Here is an 18,196-nt window from a genome sequence, read left to right as displayed (position 1 = left end):
CAACAAAAACCGATGTCAGGCCAAGCTGAACATCACAAAGGATCCCGTTATGAATCAATCATTGCCGCTGTTAACGCCGCTGCGGGGCATCGCTGCCCTGATGGTGGTGCTGTTCCATGCCCGCTTGCTGCTCTTTCCCCAGTGGATGGAGTCGATCGCAGGCCACACCCAGCTCATCGAGAATGGCTACCTCTGGGTCGACCTGTTCTTTATTTTGAGCGGCGTGGTGCTGGCCCATGTCTATGGCGAGGCCTTCACCCGCACGCCCCGCACCGTGAGCTATGGCCGTTTTCTCTGGCTGCGGCTGACCCGCGTCTACCCCCTCTATCTGGTGACCCTGCTATTGCTGGTTGGCTGGGAGCTTTACAAGGCACAGCACGGGGTGGGCTTCTATGCTGGCCCCCTGTTCAAGATGTGGGAGTGGGAAGGGATGCCGCCCTTCGGTTCACCCTTCACCCCGGCCGAGGCGCTGCCAAGCGCCTTCCTGCTGCTGCAGGTGGTGACCGATCACGGGCTGACCTGGAACTTCGCCGCCTGGTCCCTCAGCGTAGAGTGGATCAGCTACCTATTGTTCCCGCTGCTGATTCCCCTCGCAGTCACCCGCAGTCGCTGGAGCCATCTCGCCCCCCTGCTGGCGCTGACGGTGCTGGCCTTTATCGTGCACAGTCGCGGCACGTTGGATGTCACCAGCGGGGCGTTGGCGGTGGGGCGCGGGGTAAGTGAATTTGTGCTCGGCCTCTGGCTGCTGCCGAGGGTGAAGGCCGCGAAAGGCTCGCCCATGATGAAGCATGATCTGCCGCTCTTGATCGCCTTTGTGCTGCCCTTCGCGCTGATGCAGTTCGCCATGACGCCGCAGCTGACACTGCTGCTGATCGCCTCCTACGTGCTGCTGATCTGGATTGCCGCCGCCCAGGGGGAGCGCCGGAGTCCGCTGCTGCGCCTTTTGGATAACCGCTTCACCAACTGGCTGGGAGATCTCTCCTACTCCATCTACCTGCTCCATGCGCTAATGCTGCTCACCGGTTGCGAACTCATCCACTATCTGGCGCCGGTGCTCACTGAGTGGTGGTATGGCCAGACCAATCCGCTGCTGGGGGTAGTGGCAACCTTGCTGATGCTGGCGGTGCTGATCGGGCTCTCTGCCTTGAGCTACAACCTGCTGGAGCGACCACTGCAACGGCGCCTGCGCCGCTGGGGCAAGTCACGGCAACCGGCGCTGGAGCAAGCCGGATAAGCTAATCTCGCCCTGCCTGGATGAGTTGACGGTTTTATGCCAACTCATCCAGTACCAGCTCATCCAGATTGCTCATCACCCAGGCGCTCGGGTGCTGGCTAAATCCAAGCTTGGGGTAGTATGCAACCGCCTGCGGCGCGGCCAGCAGGATCAGCTTGCAGCCCGGCTGCAATTGCAAGAATGTCTCGCGAATAAGTGCTTTGCCAATCCCCTGCCCCTGCACCGACTCGGCCACCGCCAGATCCGAGAGGTAGCAACAAAAATGAAAATCGGTCACCGAGCGGGCCACCCCGACCAGAGTCTCGCCCTGCCAGGCGGTGATCAGCAAATTGGCGTTATCCAGTATGCCCTGCAGGGTGGCCGGATGGTCCAGCGGCCGTCTCGCCCCCAACGAGGTCTGCGCCAACAACGCCGCAAACTGCGCCGTGGTGATGGGGTGGTTAACCAAAAATGTGGTGGTCACTAAGCTCTCCTGTTGTAGATCGGCGGTTGCGTGCTGTTGGTCTCTTTGGCGTTCTTTTTGCTGCATCTGTACTGCAATCAATCAGCCAGCGCCGGATCCAGACCGATGACAGGCAAGTGCGGGCAATTCCCTGCTGTTTATGTGAATTCCTGTTCGAACCCCAAGGGGCAAATGTGGCATAATGCCCCGTCCTGTGGCCCTTGGCGGGGCTGCGCTGGCGTACCTTGTCGCCCATTTCTTCCCCGTCCGGCCTGGCGGTCTTTCATAACTGCCAGTCATCGCTGCCCCTGTTGGCACCGAGGCCACCCATATTTGCGGCTTCTTGTCTTCCTCACTACAAGGCCGCCCATTGACCAAGACGGCTCCACAGAGCCTCTGCTCTGTTTGCAAATAAAAGGGGTAAGTATGTCTTCCATTCGTCTGACCCAATACAGCCACGGCGCTGGCTGCGGCTGCAAAATCTCTCCCAAGGTACTCGACACCATCCTCAAGAGCCAGATCCCGGGCTTCAACGACCCGACCCTGATCGTTGGCAACAGCAGCAAAGATGACGCGGCCGTGGTCGATATCGGCAACGGTCAGGGCATTGTCTCCACCACCGACTTCTTCATGCCCATCGTCGATGACCCCTTCACCTTTGGCCGCATCGCCGCCACCAACGCCATCAGCGATATCTACGCCATGGGCGGCAAGCCTATCGTTGCCATCGCCATCCTCGGCTGGCCCATCAATACCCTGGCGCCGGAAGTGGCCCAGCAGGTGATCGACGGCGGCCGTCAGGTGTGCCACGAAGCGGGCATTTCACTGGCCGGTGGCCACAGTATCGATGCCCCCGAGCCCATCTTCGGCCTCGCGGTCACCGGTATCGTGCCCCTGGACGCCATCAAGCAGAACGATACCGCCAAGGTGGGTGACACCCTCTATCTGACCAAGCCTCTTGGTATCGGTATCCTCACTACCGCCCAGAAGAAGGGCAAGCTCAAGCCGGAACACGAGCAACTGGCCCCCAACGCCATGTGCACCCTCAACAAGATCGGTCAACGCTTTGCCGAGCTGCCGGGTGTCCACGCCATGACCGACGTGACCGGTTTTGGTCTGGCGGGCCATCTGCTGGAGATGTGCGAAGGATCCAATGTCAGCGCCCGCCTCGACTTCAAGGCACTGCCACTGCTGGATGAGGTGGATTACTACCTGAGTGAGGGCTGCGTTCCGGGCGGTACCCTGCGCAACCACGACTCCTACGGCCACAAGCTGGATGCCATGGACGATCGCACCCGCAACATCATGTGCGACCCGCAAACCAGCGGCGGCCTGCTGGTCGCCGTGGGTAAAGAGAGCGAAGCCGAGCTGCTCGCCATCGCGCAAGAAGCTGGCCTAGAACTCTCGCCCATCGGTCAGATCAAGCCCCTTGAGGGCTCCCGCTTTATCGAGATTGTCCAATGAGTGAATTGCCACTGGCCACGGACTACGCCCAGATTTTTTTAGGCGATGTGCCGTTGATTGATGTGCGCGCCCCCATCGAGTTCAAGGAGGGGGCCTTCCCCTGCTCGACCAACCTGCCCTTGATGACAGACGATGAGCGCGCCCAGGTGGGGACCTGCTTCAAGAAGCAGGGTCAGGCCGCCGCCATTGAGCTTGGACACAAGCTGGTGGGGGGAGCAGTGCGTGCCGAACGACTCGAAGGCTGGCTGGCGCAGTTGCGCCAGCAGCCCGATGCCCTGCTCTACTGCTTTCGCGGCGGTCTACGCTCGCAAACCGTACAACAGTGGCTGGCTGATGCCGGGGTGACTCGCCCCCGCGTCGCCGGTGGCTACAAGGAGCTGCGCCGCTTCCTGATCGACACCCAGGACAAGGCCTCTGCAGAGTGTCACTGGAGTGTGCTGACCGGCATGACCGGCTCCGGCAAGACCCATATGCTGGACCATGTGGCCCAGGCGCTCGATCTGGAAGGACACGCCCATCACAGGGGCTCGTCGTTTGGTCAGCTGCCCGGCGGCCAGCCCAGCAACATCAACTTTGAAAACAACATGGCCATCGAACTGCTCAAGCGCCGCCATCAGGGCGAGCATGCCTTCGTGGTCGAAGATGAGAGTCGCCTGATCGGCCGCTGCTGCCTGCCCCTCTCCCTCCATGAGGCCATGAGTCAGGCACCGCTGGTGGTGGTAGATGTTCCGCAAATCGATCGGGCCGAGCAGATCCGCGAAGATTACGTGCACGATCTCTGGCTGCGCTATCAAGCCATGTATGGCCAGGAAGCCGGTTGGCCACTGTTTGCCGCCTACCTCACCGATGCGCTGGCCCGCCTCAAGCGCCGTCTTGGCGATCTGGCCCACCGCGAGCTGGATGCCCTGATGCAGACCGCCCTGACCGAGCAGGAAAAGAGCGGTGATACCGCGCTGCATCTGGCCTGGATCACCTTGCTGCTGACCCGCTACTACGACCCCATGTATCTCTATCAGCTTGGCAACAAGCAGGAGCGCATCGTGTTTCGCGGTGACAAACAGGCCTGTCTCGACTATTTCGCCGAGCAGCATGCCAACGCGCTGCGCGGCTGACCCATCCCAAGAGAGGAACTCTATGTTGAAATTCGAGGTGATCCCGGTCACCCAGTTCGCCCAGAACTGCTCCCTCATCTGGTGTGACGAGACCCATCAGGCGGCCCTGATCGATCCGGGCGGCGAAGCGGACAAACTGCTGGCGGCCATCGCCAAGCGCGGCCTGACCCTGACCCATATCCTGCTGACCCACGGTCATCTGGATCATGTGGGTGCCGCCGCCGAGCTGCGGGAAAAGACCGGCGTCGCCATTACCGGTCCCCACAAGGAGGACGCCTTCTGGCTCGACATGCTGCCCCAGCAGAGCCAGATGTTCGGCTTCGCCCATACCTCCGCCTTCACGCCGGATCGCTGGCTTGAGCAGGGTGACAAGGTGCAGCTTGGCCAGTGCGAACTGGAGGTCTACTTCTGCCCCGGCCACACCCCGGGCCATATCGTGCTGCTGAGTCAGGCCGAAAAACTCGCCTGGGTTGGCGACGTGCTGTTTGCCGGTAGCATAGGCCGCACCGACTTCCCCCGTGGCGATCACGGCACGCTTATCAAGTCGATCACCGAGACCCTGCTGCCGCTGGGTGACGAGATCGTCTTTATCCCGGGCCACGGCCCCAGCTCCACCTTCGGCCGCGAGAAGGTGAGCAACCCCTACCTGACCCAGCCTATCTGGTGATCAAAAAAGGCAGCGGTGTTCCGCTGCCTTTTCCTTTTTTCTGAAGTCCTCATTGCTATAGGTACAAGCGAGTCTTTATAATTCACCATGATTTGTCTCTGACCATCAAAACTTGGGAACAAAAATGTATCTTGCTTTAGCTATTGCCATATTGTTATTTATTTTTTTCCTGAAGAAGTCACGAGCCAGATATAGAATCAGAGATTACAAACGCCCAACAACCATTCATGGGATAATAATACTACTCGTTAATATTGCATTTGAAATAATATATAGAGCTGAGTTTGTCCCCATTCAGGCCAGTTACAGCAGCTTACTAACCTATGTACTGCCTCAAGTTATATACTACCTATTGTTGATCACCATTTTTTTAGTTATGGCATATAGATATGGTTTTTTCATATGGCCAGATGATAGAAATGCAATAAATAGACAGCATACAATCAATATCCCTATGTGCTTCTTGTTGACTATTTTTATAGTATGCCCATCTGCCATGCGAAATGGAATTATTGAAGCATCACCATATCTGCATGTTTGCAGTCTTATTGGTAGCGGACTTACCTCTATCTATCTTGTAAGAATTTTCACTATTAAGTTCAATAAGACAATTAATGATATATAACTTTTTATTGCCATCACAGTCATGAAAAATAAGCGCGTTTATTTCTACCTCTTGTTCTTGAGCCACAATTATTTGATAAGCGACCGCAAGATATTCTGACATTTTAAATCATAAATATCCCCTGAAAATAAAAAATCCCCACCCGAGGGTGAGGATTGATTTATAAGTGCAACCGTAAGGTGGCTTATTGTGCCAGCAGGTGACCGACCAGCTCATGACGCCACCCTTGCAGCAACATCGGCTTGTCGCTGCGGGCCCGCTCTTCGTCGTTCATCCGCCAGCTCCAGGTGAAGTACTGGTGAATGATCTTCTTGCTGGCAATCAGCTCGGGCGGAATATTGCTCGCCTTGGCCTTCTCTTCCACCATGGCCTTGATGCGCTTGAGCTCGGCCTTGTACTGGGGAAAGTCCACGAGCCGGCGAATGGGCTCGGGCCAGCTGTCAGGATCGCTCTGCTGCGCCTTGGCGACAATATCGAGCATCCGCTTGCCGTGGATCTTGATCTCGATGGGCGAGAGGCCGAGCTCGTTGAGATCCCGCAGGGAGGCAGGACGACGCTCCGCCACCTTGAACAGGTGCAGCTCTTTCACCACAAAATTGAGGGCCAGATCCCGGCGCACCGCCTCTTGCTGGCGCCAGGCGGCCAGCTCGCGCAGAATGGCGAGCTCGCGGCGACCCAGTTGCCAGGCGTTGACGATGTCAAGATATGCCTGACGGGGATCGCTACCCTGGGTCTTGCGGGCGGAGTGGTTCTGGCACTCCTGCTCGAACCAGGCAAACTTGCCGCTTTCCCGCAGTTTGGCCATCACCTTCTCGTAGAGCGGCATCAGGTAGAAGACATCCGCCGCCGCGTATTCGAGCTGACGCGGTGTAAGCGGGCGTGCCAGCCAGTCGGTGCGCGCCTGATCTTTTTCCAGCTCGACCCCGAGGAATTCATTCACCAGCGCACCAAAGCCGACCGAAACGCCGTAACCGAGAAAGGCGGTAGCAAGCTGGGTGTCGTGCATCTGGTTGGGCAGGTGGCCAGCCTGATGCTGGATAAGCTCCAGATCTTCGCCAGAGGCGTGCAGGATGGCGATCTGCCCTTCCCTGCCCAGTCGTTGCCAGAGGGCGGAGAGATCCAGGGTAAGCGGATCCAGCAGCGCCAGATGCTCGCCGTCATAGATCTGGAACAGGCCAAGCTGGGGATAGTAGGTACGGGTGCGAACGAATTCAGTATCGATAGCCAGGGGAACGTCGGCCAGAGAAGCGAGATACTGCTCAAGTTCGTCTTGCTGAGTGATAAGTTGATAGTGCATCTGTGCCTGCGCGGTTGATCAGGGCCAAAAAGAAAAAACCGTGGGATGACCCACGGTTTTGCATAACGACGGTGCTGGTTTGCAGAGGCTTCTGCAGCCACAGTCCGGTTATTGCTTGGCAATCTCCTCGTCGCGCAGTACGCGGCGCAGGATCTTGCCCACATTGGTCTTGGGAAGTTCGTCACGAAATTCTACCAGTTTCGGCACCTTATAGGCAGTCAGATGTTTACGGCAGTGGGCAATAATCTCGTCCTCCTGCAATTTTGCATCTTTCTTGACCACAAAGATCTTCACCAGCTCGCCGGAGACCTTGTGCGGCACGCCGACAGCGGCCACTTCCAGCACTTTCGGGTGCAGGGCAACGACATCTTCGATCTCGTTCGGGTAGACATTGAAACCGGAGACCAGGATCATGTCCTTCTTGCGGTCAACGATCTTGAAGAAGCCCTGCTCGTCGCAGACGGCGATATCACCGGTACAGAGCCAGCCATCCTGCATCACTTCGGCGGTCGCCTCCGGGCGCTGCCAGTAGCCCACCATCACCTGCGGGCCGCGCACCTGCATTTCGCCCGGGGTGCCGAGGGCGTGGATCACCTGACCGTTGTCATCCACCAGCCGGATCTCGGTAGAGCAGACCGGCAGACCAATGGAGCCGTTGTAGTCGGTCAGATCGTAGGGGCAGACGCTCACCAGCGGTGAGCACTCGGTCAAGCCATAGCCTTCCAGCAACGGGGTATCGGTCAGCGTCTTCCACTTCTCCGCAACCGCGCGCTGCACCGCCATGCCACCGCCGATGGTGAGCTTGAGCTTGTCAAAGGCGATGCCCTGAAACTCTTCGTTGTTGACCAACGCATTGAACAGGGTGTTAACCCCAGTAATGCAGGTGAAGGGGTACTTCTTGATCTCTTTGACAAAGCCCGGGATGTCGCGCGGGTTGCTGATCAGCAGGTTGTAACCGCCGATACGCATAAAGAGCAGGCAGTTCACGGTAAGGGCGAAGACGTGATAGAGGGGCAATGCGGTAACCACAAACTCCTTGCCACGTTCCAGCATGGGGCCGTAGACGCCGAGGCACTGCTCGACGTTGGCAATCATGTTACGATGAGTCAGCATGGCCCCTTTGGAGAGGCCGGTGGTGCCACCGGTGTACTGCAGGAAGGCGAGATCGTCGTTGGTGATCTCCGGCTTGATGTACTGCAGGAAACGCCCCTTGGAGAGGGCCTGACGCATGGTGGTAGCGTGGGGCAGATTGTATTTCGGCACCAGCTTCTTGACGTACTTGACCACGAAGTTGACCAGGGTGCCCTTGGCCAGCCCCAGGTTGTCCCCCATCCGGGTCAGGATAACGTGCTTGATCGGGGTGTCGTAGACCACTTTTTCCAGGGTATGGGCGAAGTTGGAGACGATGACGATGGCTTTGGCACCGGAATCTTTGAGCTGGTGCTCCAGCTCGCGCGGGGTATAGAGCGGGTTGACGTTGACCACTATCATGCCGGCGCGCAGGATGCCGAACACGGCGATGGGATATTGCAGCAGGTTGGGCATCATCACCGCAACCCGATCCCCTTTCTCCAGCTTCAGCTCGTTTTGCAGGTAGGCAGCAAAGGCGCGGGACTGCTCTTCCAGCCGGCGGTAGGTGATGGTTTGGCCCATGTTGACGAAGGCAGGCTGATCGGCAAACTGGGTTACCGAGGACTCGAACATCTCGACCAGGGAGCTGTATTGGTCTGGATTGATCTCGGCGGGGACCCCTTCCGGATAACGTTTCAGCCAGACTTTTTCCACAAACTTCTCCTGCATAACTAGCACCTGTGCGCTCACTGTGTTGCCTCCGTCCCGGTTCACATCCATTTTAATCGGTTGTTTTAAGCTGATGCTCTAATGCCGCACATATTTACACAGCGCAACATCAATTAACAGCAAATTAACAACAGAAAAATGTGAGGGAGAAAACAAACCTGGAATTATTGAAAGCTGGCGATTCTACCGAACTTGACAAAACTTTACGATACAAACGGCCGTATCAACCGAATTTTCCATATGAAAATGGTGGTTTCCACCCAATATGACCCGCTCGATCTGCTGGAAGGCATCCTGACGGGCCTGCCATTGGGCTTCAAGCGCAGCAAAGCCCTGCTCCCCCTGAATCAACAGCACAGGACAACGGATAGCCACCATCAATGCACGAGCCTGTCCTTCGCTCATTCTCAGGGGTGAAAGATCCCGCAAGCGGGGGTCGCTGCGCCAGTACCAGCGCCCTGCCCGCTCTTCAAGCTGCCGTTCACAGATAAGGCGCGCCGCCTGCGGCGTGATATCCGCCACTTTGCAACGGGCGGCGACAGCCTCATCGATGGAAGCAAAGCCGTTGGCACTGCGCTCCCGGGTGCGACTGCGGTTTAAAATCGCACGTCGCAGCTGGGCAGGTACCTCCTCATCGGGCTGACTGAGCGGGCCCAGCCCCTCCAGCATGATCAACCGCTCCACCTGTTCGGGAAACACCCCGGCATAGGCCGAGGCGATCAACGCCCCGAGGGAGTGACCGAGCAGAGTGAAGCGTGACCAGCCCGCCGCCTGCACGATCTGGTAGAGATCGTCCAGCCAGTCGACAAAGACATAAGGGGGGGTCTTGTGATCGGAGTGACCGTGCCCCGGCAGATCGACAAAGATGAGGTGAAAATCTCCCAGATGCGGCGCCAGCGGCAAGAAGCTGGCGCTATTGTCGAGCCAGCCATGCAGGGCGATCAGCAGAGGTTTGCCCTGCTGATCATGCTCCGCAGACTGGTTATCCAGCAGGGCTACCCGCCGCCCATCTGCCAAGGTCAGCAGACGTTCGTGCAGAGTGCTTTTGATGCTGTTGATCATGGCAAGCCTTAGCGACGCAGCGGCCGTCTCGGCCAGAAGGGATCATAGAAGGGGTCGTAGAAGTAGGGGTCCATATAACGTACCTCCACCTCCTTGACTGGCGGCCACAGCTTGCTGCCCGTCACATTGAGCACAGAGAAGCGGTACTTGTGCTCGCCAATCTGGCTATCAACCGGTTTGCCTATGGTGCCAAGCACAGTCAGGCTGCGCCCCTTGGCATAGAGGGTCGGGTCGACAAAGCCCTTCATGATGGCCAGAAAACGGCCCGGGCTCTGCTCGGTCTGCTCCGGCACACCGTTGGACTTGAGCGGCAGATAGACCACTTCAATAACGCTCTGATCCGCCTTGTTGTGCACCGCCGAGATAACGCCGCTCCAGCGGGCCGGTTTGCCCTCCATTCCGCCAAGGGCGGGCTGATAGGCCACCAGCTGGTTTTCTGGCTCATAGGCCAGCTCCTTGGGAACCGAGCTGCAGGCCCCGAGCAGCAGGGCCAGCGCCCCGACCACCATCCCGCGTTTCATCATGTCGCTTCTGCTATTACGCATCATGTCACTCTCCTGTTGCTGGCGTGGCCGTCGGGCCATCCGCTTTTATTGCAGCTGATGAGCGGCAAGAGCGACATGACGTCAGCGCTCCTGCCCTTATTCGCGACCCGGCAGTTTTTTCCAGGTCACCTTGTCACGCAAATAGACCGGTGTTGCTTGTTCAACCGGTACCGCCTCCCCCGCCAGCCAAGCGGCGCGGGCCAACGGCAGCATGTCTTCTGCCGCCGGGAAGCGTACCTGACTCACCGCCAGCTCATCGGCCAGACCACTCAGGGTCTCGCCATAGGTTTCAAAGCCGGTGCCGACGCAGGTCACAGGGCCCGCCAGCTTGCCACGGACGTCAACCAGTGCCGCGGGCTCGCTCACCACCTCGTCCCCCACCAGCTGCATGCGGCCATCAATCAGCTCATAGCGGCCGAAATAGACCTCGTTCATCCGCGCATCGATGGCGGTCAGCACCTGCTCGGCGCCATCCAGTCGATAGGCCCCTTGCGCCATGGCGGCCAGGGTCGAGATGCCGATCAGCGGGACACCCGCACCAAACGCCAGACCTTGCGCCACACTGATGCCGATTCGCACGCCGGTAAAGGAGCCCGGGCCACGGCCGAACGCGATGGCATCGAGGTCACTCAAACTTATCCCGGCATCCTCTAACACAGCCTGAACCATGGGCAGGATTTTTCGGGTGTGATCCCGTGGCGCCTCCTCCCAGCGGGAGAACAGCTTGTCACCCACCAGCAAGGCGGCGGAGCAGGCTTCGGTGGCGGTATCTACGGCCAGGATCTTCAACTCATTCATGCTTTCCAATCTCTATAAAATCAGTCAATTACATAACCGGCAAGCGAGATATGCTCACCCGTTGTTCAAATCTGTTAGCTGACGGCACACTTATTCACCGCGTTCAGTGCGATCGAAAAAACTCCCCAGCGTTCCCAACTCCCGGGTGCGAGGGATGGCGGGCAGACTCTTGATAAAGGTGGCACCGTAAGGTTTGTTGACCATGCGGGGATCACATATCACCAGCACCCCGTGATCAGTGCGATCACGAATAAGCCGCCCCACCCCCTGCTTAAGGGCAATCACCGCCTTGGGCAACTGCAGCTCGGCGAAGGGATCCCCCCCCTTGAGCTTGCAATCATCCACCCGCGCCTTGAGCAGCGGATCATCGGGGCTGGCAAACGGCAGCTTGTCGATGATAACACACGACAACGCCGCCCCTCTCACGTCGATCCCCTCCCAGAAGCTGCTGGTCGCCACCAGCACGGCGCGGCCATTCTCGACAAACTCCTTGAGCAACCGCTGCTTGTTGTCCTCCCCCTGCAACAAGACGGTGCGGCCAATCTCCCGGCGCAGCACCTCGGCTACCTGACGCATCACCTGATGGCTGGTGCAGAGGAAGAAACAGCCACCCGGCGTCTTGTTGATGAGGGGGAGCATCAGATTGGCCAACTGCTCGCCACGGCCAAAGGCGTTGGGTTCCGGCAGATAGCGGGGCACACAGAGCCGCGCCTGCTCGCCATAGTCGAACGGACTGTCGAGAATAAGCTCGGCGCTGCCTGCCAGCCCCAGCTCGGCCTTGAAGTGATCAAAGCGCATATCCACCGTCAGGGTGGCGGAGGTGAAGACCCAGGCAACTTCCGGTCTTTGCACCTCGGCACTGAATCGCTCGGCCACCGATAGCGGCGTCAGATTGAGGGTGAAATGAAGCCGTGAGCAGTCGTACCAGTAGGAGAAACCGGTCTGGTTGACCGCCAGCACTTCACCCAGGCGGGTGCGCAGTTCACTGATCCGTTCGAAGGCGTGATCCAGCTGCTCACCCCGGCCGAGAGCCAGTTTGAGCACTTCGTAGCAAAGCCCGATGGCGTCGTTGAGACGAGCCAAAGCCTGCCCCCAAAGCGGCTGGCGCAGCATGTCGCGGGTATTGCCGCGACCGCCATCTACCCCGAAGGCGAGACGCAAGTCCTGACTGGCGATAGCAAGCCGGTCCGCCGCCTTGCCGAGCTGGGCCATGTCGTGGGCCTCTGCCCGATAGGCCAGCTGGATATCCTGCGCCAAATCCTGAATTGTTCGGCTGCCTACCGACTTGCCGAAGTAGTTGGTGGCGATCTCCGGCAGCTGATGGGCTTCATCAAACACATAGACTTGCGCCTGTGGCACCAACTCGCCAAATCCGGTGTCTTTCACCGCCATATCGGCGAAGAAGAGGTGGTGGTTGATCACCACCACCTGGGCATCCATAGCGCGGCGTCGTGCCACCACCAGATGGCAGTCGTCGTAATAGGGGCAGTCGCGACCGAGGCAGTTATCGTTGGTGCTGGTGACGTGGGCGAGGATCTCGGCGTTCTCCTGCAATCCCGGAATATCCCCCACATCGCCGTTATCGGTGGCGGTGGACCAGGATTTGACCTTCACCAGATCGTTCAGGATCTCAGGCTTTTGCAGATGAGATTCACTCAAGAGCCGGTTCATCCGCTCGATGCAGAGATAGTTGCTGCGCCCCTTGAGCAGGGCCACAGGCGGGGTGTAGGAGAGCGCGCCGGTAATGGTCGGGAGATCCCGATAGAAGAGCTGTTCCTGCAGATTTTTGGAGCCGGTGCTGATCACCACCCGCTTGCCGGATTCCAGCGCAGGCACCAGATAGGCGTAGGTCTTGCCGGTACCGGTCCCCGCCTCAACCAGCAGACGGCCACTACTTTTGATGGCGCGCGCGACCGCTTCGGCCATCTCCAGTTGGGGAGCGCGGGCTTTGAAACCGTCGATATGGCTGGCCAGAGGGCCATCTGGCTTGAACAGGGTCTGGATGGTCAAAAGGGCGTCCCGCAGCAAAAGCAGCCATTATGCCAAAAGCGCGGCAAAAGCGGGACAGATAATCTGCCTAGACGAACAGATCGATCTGATGCTCGGGGTCCGGCTTGTGATCGTCCTCCTCCGCCTTTGGCTGATCACGTTTGGCGGGCGTGTTATATGCCTGCTGGCGCTGCTGGGAGTCACTGTTGTCAGTGCTGGTCTTGCGCAGCTGGTGCTTTTTGCTGATCTGGTTCACTTCCCGCTTGATCTCTTCGCTGCCGGGCGCAGCGGGCGCCCGGGGCAAAATGGGGAACAACAGGTCCTGGCTGGGCATGATAGCGACTCCTGCAGGGATTATTGTCTAGTTATCGACCAGAAAACCGTTTTCGCCACTTTAATCGATCAAATCACAATTTCGGGTTGCATTTTCTGTCAAGGCAGGTAGTTTAAATCAGGCGTCAATTACGACATCTTATTTTGTAAAGGATTGATTACATGAAGTTCACCACCCTGAAGACTCATCACCACCATCATCATCCCGACTAGTCTTTCAGGAGGTTGACTGCTGGAAGACACTTAACTGGTGACTTCCAAAAGGACCGCAAGATTCATAAACCCTCGGAAGCACCCACTTCCGAGGGTTTTTTCGTTTTTGACTAGAAGGAAATCGAGCAATGGAAACACAACGCCTGCGTATCGCCATGCAAAAGTCCGGTCGTCTGAGCCAGGACTCCCAAGCCCTGTTCAAGAGCTGTGGCCTGAAAATCAACCTGCGCGAGCAGCGCCTCATCGCCCATGTCGAGAACATGCCCATCGATATCCTGCGGGTGCGTGATGACGACATCCCGGGTCTGGTGATGGAAGGGGTGGTCGATCTTGGCATCATCGGCGAAAACGTGCTGGAAGAGGTGCAGCTTATTCGCGCCTCACAGGGCCTGCCATTCGAGGTCAAAACCCTCAAGCAGCTGGACTTTGGTGGCTGCCGCCTCTCGCTGGCGGTGCCGGAAGATGTGAACTACACAGGGCCAGCGAGCCTTGCCGGCAAACGCATCGCCACCTCCTATCCCGGGCTGCTCAAGCGCTTCTTTGACGACAAGGGGCTCGGCTTCAAGAGCGTGATGCTGGGCGGCTCGGTGGAAGTGGCGCCCCGCGCGGGCCTGGCTGATGCCATCTGCGATCTGGTCTCCACCGGCGCGACCCTGGAAGCCAATGGCCTGAAAGAGGTGGAGGTGATCTACCGCTCCAAGGCGGTACTGGTACAGGCCCCCAACCCCTTGTCCGATGCCAAGCAGAAGCTCATCGACAAACTGCTGCCCCGCATTCAGGGGATGCAGCAGGCCCGCGAGAGCAAGTACATCATGCTGCACGCCCCCAAAGACAAGCTCGATGCCATCACCGATCTGCTGCCGGGTGCCGAGCGCCCCACCATCATGCAACTGGCCGGTGACACCAATCAGGTGGCCCTGCACGTCGTCTCCAGCGAGACCCTGTTCTGGGAGACCATGGAGCAGCTCAAGGCCCTCGGTGCCAGCTCCATTCTGGTGCTGCCCATCGAAAAAATGATGGAATAAGGAAGGGATATCATGCAGACCCTGATCTGGAAGACCCTCTCCCCCGCCCAGCAGGCCGACGTGCTGACTCGGCCCGCCCTCAATGACGAGGCCGATATTGGCGCCGTAGTGCGGGATATCATCGCCGCGGTGCGTAGCCGTGGCGATGAGGCCCTGCGCGAGCTGAGCCTGCGCTTCGAGCGCGCCCCCCGTGAGCAGTTGCGCGTCAGCGAAGCCGAAATCGAGGAAGCCTGCGCACGACTGGATGACGAGATAAAAAGCGCCATCGAAGCGGCCATTGCCAACATTCGCACCTTCCATGCCGCACAAGTGCAGCCGGTGGTAAGAGTGGAGACCCAACCCGGTGTGGTGTGCGAGCTGCGCACCCAGCCCATCAGTCGGGTCGGCCTCTATGTGCCGGGGGGCAGCGCGCCGCTCCCCTCCACCGTGATGATGTTGGCTATTCCGGCGGCTATCGCCGGTTGCCGTGAAGTGGTGCTCTGCACCCCGTCTCCGGCCAGCGACGAGATCCTGTTTGCCGCCCGCGCCTGCGGCGTCGAGAAGGTGTTCGCCATCGGCGGCGCCCAGGCCATCGCGGCGATGGCTTACGGCACCGAGAGCATTCCCAAGGTGGACAAGATCTTCGGCCCGGGCAACGCCTATGTGACCGAAGCCAAGGGGCAGGTATCCCGCGACTGGCGCGGTGCTGCCATCGACATGCCCGCTGGCCCCTCCGAGGTGCTGGTGATTGCCGACGAGAGCGCCGACCCCGCCTTCGTGGCAGCGGATCTGCTCTCCCAGGCCGAGCACGGCCCCGACAGCCAGGTGGTGCTGGTGACTACCTCGCCCCTGTTGGCCGATGCCATCGCAGGGGAGATCAAGAGCCAGCTGGCCAAGTTGAGCCGCCGCGATATCGCCGCGCAGGCGCTCGGCAGCAGTCTGGTGATCCTCTGTGACGATCTGGCCGAGGCGTGTGCCATCTCCAACGCCTATGCGCCGGAGCACCTGATCGTGCAGACCCGAGCCCCCCGCGATCTGCTGGATAAACTCGAGAACGCCGGTTCCATCTTTCTCGGAGCATGGACCCCCGAGTCGGTCGGCGATTACGCCAGCGGCACCAACCACACTCTGCCTACCTACGGCTATGCCCGCACCTGCTCCAGCCTTGGCCTCGCCGATTATCAGCGCCGCTACACGGTGCAGGAGCTGAGTGAGCGCGGTATTCAGGGCCTTGGCCCTATCGTCGAGCGTATCGCCCAGGCCGAGGGGCTCGATGGCCACAAAAATGCCGTCACCCTCAGGTTGAATGCCTTGGCCACCGCGCCCCAACCAACAGCACAGCAGAAGGATTTGTCATGAGCATTGCCAATCTGGCGCGCCGCGTGGTGCGGGCCCTCACCCCTTATCAATCCGCCCGCCGCATCGGCGGCAAGGGCCACGTCTGGCTCAACGCCAACGAGGCGCCGCAGGCCTATCCCTTCACCATCGAGGGGAGCCGTCTCAACCGCTACCCTGAGTGCCAACCGGCCGAGGTGGTGAACGGCTATGCCGCCTACGCCGGGGTTAATCCGGATCAGGTGCTGGTGAGCCGCGGCGCCGATGAGGCCATCGAGCTCTTGATCCGCACCTTCTGTGAAGCGGGTGAAGATCAGATCCTCATCTGCCCGCCCACCTACGGCATGTACGCCATCAGCGCCGAGACCTGTGGCGTGGGCATCGTCGAACAGCCGCTGACCGCCAACCGTCAGCCCGACTGGCCCGCCATTGCCGATCGCCTCAGTGACGTGAAGCTGGTGTTTCTCTGCTCCCCCAACAATCCCACCGGGGATCTGGTGGGTCGCGACGGCCTCATCGCCCTGCTGGAGAAGGCGCGTGATCGCGCCATCGTGGTGGTGGACGAGGCCTATATCGAGTTCTGCCCCGAGGCGTCCGTGGTGGACCTGCTGGCCCGCTTCCCCAATCTGGTGGTGACCCGCACCCTCTCCAAGGCTTTTGCCCTGGCGGGTATCCGCTGTGGCTTTACTCTGGCAAGCCCAGAGGTGATCGCCATGCTGGCCAAAGTGATCGCCCCCTATCCCATCCCCGAGCCCATCGCCCAGATCGCGGCGCAGGCCCTCTCCCCCATGGGGCTGGAGCTGATGCGCGAGCGAGTGGTAGAGCTCAACAAGCAAAAAGCCGCCTTCAAGGCAGAGCTGACAAAGCTTGCCTGCGTGAAGGAAGTATTCGAGGACAAGGGCAACTTCGTGCTGGTGCGCTTTGTGGATGGCGCCACCGTCTTTGCCGCCATGAAGGCCGCCGGCATCATTCTGCGGGATTTCTCCAGCAAGCCGGGTCTGGACAACAGCATTCGCATCACCATCGGCTATCAGGGCGAGATGGATGCCGTGCTGGCGGTATTGCGTGACCTGCCCTCACCCTCTTTTTAAGACAAGGATGTAGCGATGAAGACCCCGTTTTTGTTTATCGACCGCGACGGCACCCTGATTGAAGAGCCGGTGACCGACAAGCAGGTGGACAGCCTCGCCAAGCTGCGCTTCGAGCCCATGGTCATTCCGGTGCTGCGCGAGTTGCAGGCCGCCGGTTACGTGCTGGTGATGGTGACCAATCAGGATGGGCTGGGCACCGCCAGCCTGCCGCTGGAGAACTTCCAGCCCCCCCATGATCTGATGATGCACCTGTTTGAATCGCAAGGGGTGAAGTGGGAACAGGTGCTGATCTGCCCGCACTTCCCCACCGACGGCTGCAGCTGCCGCAAGCCCCACCTCGGACTGGTGAAGGAGTATCTCGCCTCCGGTCGTATCGACTTTGCCAACTCCTTCGTGATTGGCGATCGCCAGACCGATCTGCAGCTTGCCGAGAATATGGGCATTGGCGGTATTCGCTACCACCCGCAGGATCACGACTGGCTCGCCATCCGTGATCAGCTGTTATGCAAAGGCCGCGTAGCCTCGGTGGAACGCTACACCAAGGAGACCCGCATCCAGGTGGCGCTGGACTTAGACAAGAGCGGCGGCAACCAGATCGCCACCGGTATCGGCTTCTTTGATCACATGCTGGATCAGATCGCCACCCACGCCGGTTTCCAGCTCAAGCTGAACGTCAGCGGCGACCTGCATATCGACGATCACCACACGGTGGAAGACGTCGGTCTGGCCCTCGGTCAGGCATTGCGTCAGGCCCTTGGCAACAAGCGCGGCATCGGCCGTTTCGGCTTCGTGCTGGCGATGGATGAAGTGCAGGCAGTGATCGATGCGCGCCCGCTGACCGAGCAGGAGGTGAGCACTGCGCTGGATCTCAGCGGCCGCCCCTACTTCGTGTTTGACTGCCCGAGCGGCTTTGGCCGTGACAAGGTGGGTGAGATGGCCACCGAGATGGTGCCCCACTTCTTCCGCTCCCTCTCCGATGCCATGGCCATCACATTGCAGATGAAGGTGGGCAGCGGCAACACCCATCATCAGGTGGAAGCGTTGTTCAAAGGCTTTGGCCGCGCCCTGCGTCAGGCCATTCGGGTGGAAGGGAGCGAGCTTCCCTCCAGCAAGGGAGTGCTGTGATGGATGTGAGCAAGCAGAAGCTGGTCATTATCGACACCGCATTGATGGTGCGAATCTCGC

The 18,196-nt window shown here is 59.4% G+C and carries 16 protein-coding genes and 1 other annotated feature; of the genes, 8 read left to right on the top strand and 8 right to left on the bottom strand.

Annotated features, from left to right (window positions below):
- Positions 1-49 precede the first annotated feature (49 nt).
- Positions 50-1,234: an acyltransferase family protein gene (locus tag LRL22_RS05440; RefSeq protein WP_270904896.1), complete on the top strand. Its 1,185-nt coding sequence runs from the start codon at positions 50-52 to the stop codon at positions 1,232-1,234.
- A 34-nt stretch (positions 1,235-1,268) separates the two neighbouring features.
- Here the strand turns inward: LRL22_RS05440 and LRL22_RS05435 are convergent, their stop codons facing one another.
- Positions 1,269-1,697 carry a GNAT family N-acetyltransferase gene (locus tag LRL22_RS05435; protein WP_270904895.1) on the bottom strand — a complete coding sequence of 143 codons (429 nt, stop codon included), beginning with the start codon at positions 1,695-1,697 and terminating at the stop codon, positions 1,269-1,271.
- A 405-nt stretch (positions 1,698-2,102) separates the two neighbouring features.
- Between LRL22_RS05435 and selD the strand changes: the two genes are divergently transcribed.
- The 3 genes from selD to LRL22_RS05420 are packed head-to-tail and all read left to right on the top strand — an operon-like array spanning position 2,103 to position 4,919.
- The gene (selD, locus tag LRL22_RS05430; protein WP_270904894.1) at positions 2,103-3,140 is read left to right on the top strand and encodes a selenide, water dikinase SelD; all 1,038 of its coding nucleotides are present in this window, start codon (positions 2,103-2,105) and stop codon (positions 3,138-3,140) included.
- Positions 3,137-4,252: a tRNA 2-selenouridine(34) synthase MnmH gene (gene mnmH, locus LRL22_RS05425; RefSeq protein WP_270904893.1), complete on the top strand. Its 1,116-nt coding sequence runs from the start codon at positions 3,137-3,139 to the stop codon at positions 4,250-4,252. The genes selD and mnmH overlap by 4 nt, the downstream gene beginning before the upstream one ends.
- A gap of 22 nt (positions 4,253-4,274) precedes the next feature.
- Positions 4,275-4,919 carry an MBL fold metallo-hydrolase gene (locus LRL22_RS05420; protein WP_270904892.1) on the top strand — a complete coding sequence of 215 codons (645 nt, stop codon included), beginning with the start codon at positions 4,275-4,277 and terminating at the stop codon, positions 4,917-4,919.
- 809 nt (positions 4,920-5,728) lie between these two features.
- Here LRL22_RS05420 and rnd read toward each other — a convergent pair.
- The 7 genes from rnd to LRL22_RS05385 form a co-directional block, all read right to left on the bottom strand.
- The gene (gene rnd, locus LRL22_RS05415; protein ID WP_058059758.1) at positions 5,729-6,841 is read right to left on the bottom strand and encodes a ribonuclease D; all 1,113 of its coding nucleotides are present in this window, start codon (positions 6,839-6,841) and stop codon (positions 5,729-5,731) included.
- Between the two features lie 108 nt (positions 6,842-6,949).
- Entirely contained in the window at positions 6,950-8,626 is a 1,677-nt protein-coding gene (gene fadD, locus LRL22_RS05410; protein ID WP_085942148.1) for a long-chain-fatty-acid--CoA ligase FadD, read from the bottom strand.
- A gap of 198 nt (positions 8,627-8,824) precedes the next feature.
- Positions 8,825-9,703, bottom strand: a complete 879-nt coding sequence (locus LRL22_RS05405) for an alpha/beta fold hydrolase (RefSeq protein WP_270904891.1) — start codon at positions 9,701-9,703, stop codon at positions 8,825-8,827.
- An 8-nt stretch (positions 9,704-9,711) separates the two neighbouring features.
- Complete coding sequence (locus tag LRL22_RS05400) at positions 9,712-10,227, bottom strand: Slp family lipoprotein (RefSeq protein ID WP_041202708.1); 516 nt, start codon at positions 10,225-10,227, stop codon at positions 9,712-9,714.
- A 117-nt stretch (positions 10,228-10,344) separates the two neighbouring features.
- The gene (tsaB, locus tag LRL22_RS05395; RefSeq protein WP_005345613.1) at positions 10,345-11,046 is read right to left on the bottom strand and encodes a tRNA (adenosine(37)-N6)-threonylcarbamoyltransferase complex dimerization subunit type 1 TsaB; all 702 of its coding nucleotides are present in this window, start codon (positions 11,044-11,046) and stop codon (positions 10,345-10,347) included.
- Positions 11,047-11,136: 90 nt separating this feature from the next.
- Positions 11,137-13,056 carry an ATP-dependent DNA helicase gene (locus LRL22_RS05390; protein WP_270904890.1) on the bottom strand — a complete coding sequence of 640 codons (1,920 nt, stop codon included), beginning with the start codon at positions 13,054-13,056 and terminating at the stop codon, positions 11,137-11,139.
- Between the two features lie 67 nt (positions 13,057-13,123).
- Positions 13,124-13,369 carry a hypothetical protein gene (locus LRL22_RS05385; protein WP_101324750.1) on the bottom strand — a complete coding sequence of 82 codons (246 nt, stop codon included), beginning with the start codon at positions 13,367-13,369 and terminating at the stop codon, positions 13,124-13,126.
- 187 nt (positions 13,370-13,556) lie between these two features.
- Positions 13,557-13,685 (top strand) — a sequence feature (His leader region).
- 24 nt (positions 13,686-13,709) lie between these two features.
- Between LRL22_RS05385 and hisG the strand changes: the two genes are divergently transcribed.
- The 4 genes from hisG to hisB are packed head-to-tail and all read left to right on the top strand — an operon-like array spanning position 13,710 to position 18,136.
- Positions 13,710-14,606 carry an ATP phosphoribosyltransferase gene (hisG, locus tag LRL22_RS05380; protein ID WP_151285979.1) on the top strand — a complete coding sequence of 299 codons (897 nt, stop codon included), beginning with the start codon at positions 13,710-13,712 and terminating at the stop codon, positions 14,604-14,606.
- A gap of 12 nt (positions 14,607-14,618) precedes the next feature.
- Positions 14,619-15,944, top strand: a complete 1,326-nt coding sequence (gene hisD, locus LRL22_RS05375) for a histidinol dehydrogenase (RefSeq protein ID WP_075115317.1) — start codon at positions 14,619-14,621, stop codon at positions 15,942-15,944.
- Positions 15,941-17,011, top strand: coding sequence for a histidinol-phosphate transaminase (gene hisC, locus LRL22_RS05370; protein ID WP_075115318.1), 1,071 nt, complete (start codon positions 15,941-15,943; stop codon positions 17,009-17,011). Before hisD ends, hisC begins: the two co-directional genes overlap by 4 nt.
- Positions 17,012-17,026: 15 nt before the next feature.
- A complete protein-coding gene (hisB, locus tag LRL22_RS05365) occupies positions 17,027-18,136 on the top strand; it encodes a bifunctional histidinol-phosphatase/imidazoleglycerol-phosphate dehydratase HisB (protein ID WP_075115319.1) in 1,110 nt (369 codons plus the stop codon).
- Positions 18,137-18,196 lie beyond the last annotated feature (60 nt).

This window comes from Aeromonas sp. PI_26 (assembly GCF_027854445.1).
Taxonomy (GTDB): Bacteria; Pseudomonadota; Gammaproteobacteria; order Enterobacterales; family Aeromonadaceae; genus Aeromonas; species Aeromonas veronii.
This window is presented reverse-complemented; position numbering and strand designations above follow the sequence as displayed.

What these genes read in the sequence shown, in the direction of transcription:
- LRL22_RS05405 (WP_270904891.1), bottom strand. Translation starts at nt 9,703, where the DNA reads ATGATCAACAGCATCAAAAGCACTCTGCACGAACGTCTGCTGACCTTG.
- tsaB (WP_005345613.1), bottom strand. Translation starts at nt 11,046, where the DNA reads ATGAATGAGTTGAAGATCCTGGCCGTAGATACCGCCACCGAAGCCTGC.
- hisD (WP_075115317.1), top strand. Translation starts at nt 14,619, where the DNA reads ATGCAGACCCTGATCTGGAAGACCCTCTCCCCCGCCCAGCAGGCCGAC.
- LRL22_RS05385 (WP_101324750.1), bottom strand. Translation starts at nt 13,369, where the DNA reads ATGCCCAGCCAGGACCTGTTGTTCCCCATTTTGCCCCGGGCGCCCGCT.
- rnd (WP_058059758.1), bottom strand. Translation starts at nt 6,841, where the DNA reads ATGCACTATCAACTTATCACTCAGCAAGACGAACTTGAGCAGTATCTC.
- LRL22_RS05400 (WP_041202708.1), bottom strand. Translation starts at nt 10,227, where the DNA reads ATGATGAAACGCGGGATGGTGGTCGGGGCGCTGGCCCTGCTGCTCGGG.
- hisG (WP_151285979.1), top strand. Translation starts at nt 13,710, where the DNA reads ATGGAAACACAACGCCTGCGTATCGCCATGCAAAAGTCCGGTCGTCTG.
- LRL22_RS05440 (WP_270904896.1), top strand. Translation starts at nt 50, where the DNA reads ATGAATCAATCATTGCCGCTGTTAACGCCGCTGCGGGGCATCGCTGCC.
- LRL22_RS05420 (WP_270904892.1), top strand. Translation starts at nt 4,275, where the DNA reads ATGTTGAAATTCGAGGTGATCCCGGTCACCCAGTTCGCCCAGAACTGC.
- hisB (WP_075115319.1), top strand. Translation starts at nt 17,027, where the DNA reads ATGAAGACCCCGTTTTTGTTTATCGACCGCGACGGCACCCTGATTGAA.
- mnmH (WP_270904893.1), top strand. Translation starts at nt 3,137, where the DNA reads ATGAGTGAATTGCCACTGGCCACGGACTACGCCCAGATTTTTTTAGGC.
- hisC (WP_075115318.1), top strand. Translation starts at nt 15,941, where the DNA reads ATGAGCATTGCCAATCTGGCGCGCCGCGTGGTGCGGGCCCTCACCCCT.
- selD (WP_270904894.1), top strand. Translation starts at nt 2,103, where the DNA reads ATGTCTTCCATTCGTCTGACCCAATACAGCCACGGCGCTGGCTGCGGC.